Annotated in this window: 3 protein-coding genes; all 3 read left to right on the top strand. The window is 36.0% G+C overall.

All coding sequences use genetic code 11. From position 1 onward, the window contains the following. Nucleotides 1-198 precede the first annotated feature (198 nt). Nucleotides 199-2073, top strand: coding sequence for an FAD-dependent oxidoreductase (locus tag ACT8YW_RS22060; protein WP_444107158.1), 1875 nt, complete (start codon nucleotides 199-201; stop codon nucleotides 2071-2073). Nucleotides 2074-2120: 47 nt separating this feature from the next. Continuing rightward, nucleotides 2121-3218, top strand: a complete 1098-nt coding sequence (locus tag ACT8YW_RS22065) for a DUF4434 domain-containing protein (RefSeq protein ID WP_444107159.1) — start codon at nucleotides 2121-2123, stop codon at nucleotides 3216-3218. A gap of 5 nt (nucleotides 3219-3223) precedes the next feature. Next, a partial coding sequence (locus ACT8YW_RS22070; protein ID WP_444107160.1) for an MFS transporter occupies nucleotides 3224-4184 on the top strand: 961 nt, incomplete at its 3' end.

Below are 4184 nucleotides of genomic sequence, written 5' to 3' on the forward strand. Positions count from 1 at the left end.
TAGCTATGGATGAATGTGGATATAATAAACTGAAATAAGATGATTTCGGAGGTAATTCCTCCTTCTATTAATTAATAATGCGAGAAATAATGATTTTATTAATAAAATATTTTATTATCTATTGTTTATTTAATAAATATAGCTATATTTGTGCCGTGATATTATTAATAAAACTCTATATCCTTAAATGAATTTAGTATGAGAAACTATTTTTTAGGTCTGTGTTTATTATTTGCTTTGTGTTTTACAGCATGCTCTCATTCGGATGATTCTGTTGATGTGCTAATTATTGGTGGAGGTGCCAGTGGAGTGACTGCTGGTATTCAGTCTGCTCGAATGGGGGCTGCAACATTGATAGTAGAAGAAACAGAATGGCTGGGTGGAATGCTTACATCGGCAGGTGTAAGTGCTGTTGACGGAAACTATGATTTACCGGCAGGTTTGTTTGGTGAGTTTCGCGAACATTTGGCAGATTATTATGGTGGACTTGATTCTCTAAAAACCGGTTGGGTGAGTGCAGTGTTGTTTGAACCTTCAGTCGGAAATAAAATTTTCCATGAAATGGTTGATGTAGAGAAAAATCTAAAAGTATGGCATAATGCTACCTTGGTAAAGCTGGAAAGAGAGAATGATGCTTGGATTGCTCAAATTCAGATGAAAGATAATACAATCAAAAAAATACATGCTAAAATATTGATTGATGGTACTGAATTGGGGGATATAGCAAAAATGTGCGGGGTGAAATATGATGTCGGTATGGAAAGCCGTCATGATACAAAAGAAGATATTGCTCCGGAAGAGAAAAATAATATAGTTCAGGATATTACATACGTAGCAATCTTGAAAGATTATGGTAAAGATGTGACTATTCCTTGTCCTGAAGGATATAATAAGGATGAATTTGCTTGTGCTTGTGCCAGTCACGTTTGTATCACGCCTAAAGAACCGGATCGTGTATGGTCTAAAAACATGATGATAACTTATGGAAAACTCCCTAATAATAAATACATGATTAATTGGCCGATAGAAGGCAATGATTATTATGTAAACTTGATTGAAATGACCCGTGAGGAACGTGAAGAAGCCTTGAAATATGCAAAACATTATACGATGTGTTTCGTTTATTTTCTGCAACATGAATTAGGTTTTAATACATTGGGCTTAGCTGATGATGAATATCCTACAGCCGACAAATTACCATTTATTCCTTACCATAGAGAGTCTAGGAGAATCCATGGGCTAGTACGTTTTGATTTAAATCATGCTTGTGAACCGTTCAGGCAGTCTCAACCTCTTTATCGTACTTGTATTGCCGTGGGGAATTATCCTGTGGACCATCATCATACGCGTTATCATGGATATGAAGAGTTGCCTAATCTTTATTTTCATCCGATACCGTCATACGGTTTACCTTTAGGAACTTTGATTCCGAAAGATGTTGAAGGATTGATTGTTGCTGAAAAATCAATATCTGTTTCTAATATAATTAATGGTACCACTCGTTTGCAGCCGATGGTTATGCAGATCGGGCAGGCAGCGGGAGCATTAGCAGCTCTTGCAGTGAAAGAAGATAAAAATATAAGAGAAGTATCTGTTCGGGAAGTACAAAATGCGATTTTGGATGGAAAAGGATATTTATTGCCTTATTTAGATGTTGAGTTAGATCACCCAATGTTTAAGTCACTACAACGTATCGGCTCAACAGGTATATTAAAAGGTGTAGGTAAAAGTGTTGACTGGTCAAATCAAATGTGGTTCAGAGCGGATACATTATTATTGGCAAATGAGTTGAAAGGATTGGGTGATGTTTATCCTTTTGTCAATAAGCAAGTATTCGAAGGTAATAATACCATATCAATTCAGAAAGCTACAGAATTAATAGGAGGAATTGCCGAAAAAGAAGGTTTTGAGATGAAAGAGGGTAGGGTAGAAGAGATATGGAATGAATTTGAATTGAAGGACTTTGATATGAATCGAGACATCCTACGAAGTGAAATGGCAATTTTGATTGATCAGATATTAGATCCTTTCAATAATAAAAAAGTAGATATTACAGGACAGTATATTCAATAGGTAATAATAATAATATAAGTGTTAACAGCTGTTTTAATTAAACTAATATGAAAACATTAGATCGTAGAGATTTTCTAAAAAAAGCCACATTGGCTGGCGCGTCAGCCTTGACTGTACCAACTTTATTTGAATCTTGTACTTCAAAAGTTAGTGCTAGTACGGTAATGGCAACTGATGATTTAGAAAGTAAACTTATTGTTCCTAAAAACAATGGCCTAAAAATTACCGGAACTTTTTTGGATGAAATATCACATGATATTCCACATCAGAACTGGGGTGAGAAAGAATGGGACTTGGATTTTCAGCACATGAAAAATATAGGAATTGATACGGTAATAATGATCCGTTCTGGTTATCGTAAGTTTGTCACTTTTCCTTCTTCTTATTTATTGAAGAAAGGTTGTTATATGCCTTCTGTTGACTTGGTGGATATGTTTTTACGTTTAGCTGAAAAGTATGGAATGAAATTCTATTTTGGACTATACGATTCGGGTAAATACTGGGACACAGGAGATATGACCTGGGAAGTAGAAGATAACAAATATGTAATTGATGAAGTTTGGGAAAATTATGGTTCCAAGTATAAAAGTTTTGGAGGATGGTATATCAGTGGTGAAATAAGCCGGGCAACGAAAGGAGCGATTGGTGCTTTCCATGCATTAGGAAAACAATGTAAGGATATATCTAATGGATTACCGACTTTTATATCGCCTTGGATTGATGGAAAAAAAGCAATCATGGGAACGACAAAAATGACTAAAGAAGATGCCGTTTCTGTACAACAACACGAAAAAGAATGGGACGAAATTTTTGATGGAATTCATGAGGTGGTAGATGCATGTGCATTTCAAGATGGGCATATTGATTATGACGAATTGGATGCGTTCTTTTCTGTCAATAAAAAATTAGCAGATAAGTATGGTATGCAATGTTGGACAAATGCCGAATCTTTTGACCGTGATATGCCAATTCGTTTTCTACCCATTAAGTTTGATAAACTTCGGATGAAGTTGGAAGCAGCTAAACGTGCCGGATATGATAAGGCTATTACTTTTGAATTTTCTCATTTTATGAGTCCGCAATCAGCCTATCTGCAAGCTGGTCATTTATATGACAGATATAAAGAATATTTTGAAATAAAATAAATGTTATGAAGTCTACAATCAATTTTGGTTATCTTATATTCCTTTCTGTTGTGGCAGCATTGGGAGGCTTTTTGTTCGGATATGATACCGCAGTTATATCGGGAACAATTGCCCAAGTGACTCAACTTTTTCAATTAAATGCACTACAACAGGGATGGTATGTAGGATGTGCTTTAGTAGGCTCTATCGTAGGTGTTCTTTTTGCTGGAATCTTAAGCGATAAGTTAGGAAGAAAACTTACGATGGTTATATCAGCTGTGTTGTTTTCCACATCAGCTCTAGGATGTGCTCTATCAGCCGATTTTGCCCAATTGGTAGTTTATCGGATTATAGGTGGAGTAGGAATAGGGGTTGTGTCCATTGTTTCTCCTCTTTATATATCAGAACTAGCTGTAGCGCAGTATAGAGGACGTTTGGTGTCATTGTATCAGTTGGCTGTAACAGTTGGTTTTTGGGGAGCTTATTTAGTTAACTATCAATTATTGGCATGGGCGGAGAGTGGTACGCAATTAAGTGTGGATTGGTTGAATAAAATATTTATAACTGAAGTATGGAGAGGTATGTTGGGTATGGAAACATTGCCGGCAATTTTATTCTTCATTATCATATTTTTTATTCCGGAAAGTCCCCGCTGGTTAATCGTACGTGGAAAGGAATTGAAAGCTGTAAATATATTAGAGAAAATATATAATTCAATTACAGAAGCGAAAAGTCAATTAAATGAAACGAAATCTGTGCTGACCTCTGAAACAAAATCGGAATGGTCTTTATTGATGAAGCCTGGAATCTTCAAAGCTGTTATTATCGGTGTGTGTATTGCGATTTTAGGACAGTTTATGGGTGTGAACGCAGTACTTTATTATGGGCCTTCTATCTTTGAAAACGCAGGACTTTCAGGAGGAGATTCTCTTTTTTACCAAGTTCTGGTAGGACTAGTCAATACTCTGACCACCGTTCTGGCTCTTG

It is taken from the genome of Bacteroides sp., from assembly GCF_052357945.1.
In the GTDB taxonomy this organism is placed as follows: Bacteria; Bacteroidota; Bacteroidia; order Bacteroidales; family Bacteroidaceae; genus Bacteroides.

Bases quoted from the DNA above. Each gene is read 5' to 3' on its own strand.
- ACT8YW_RS22060 (WP_444107158.1), top strand. From the start codon at position 199: ATGAGAAACTATTTTTTAGGTCTGTGTTTATTATTTGCTTTGTGTTTT.
- ACT8YW_RS22065 (WP_444107159.1), top strand. From the start codon at position 2,121: ATGAAAACATTAGATCGTAGAGATTTTCTAAAAAAAGCCACATTGGCT.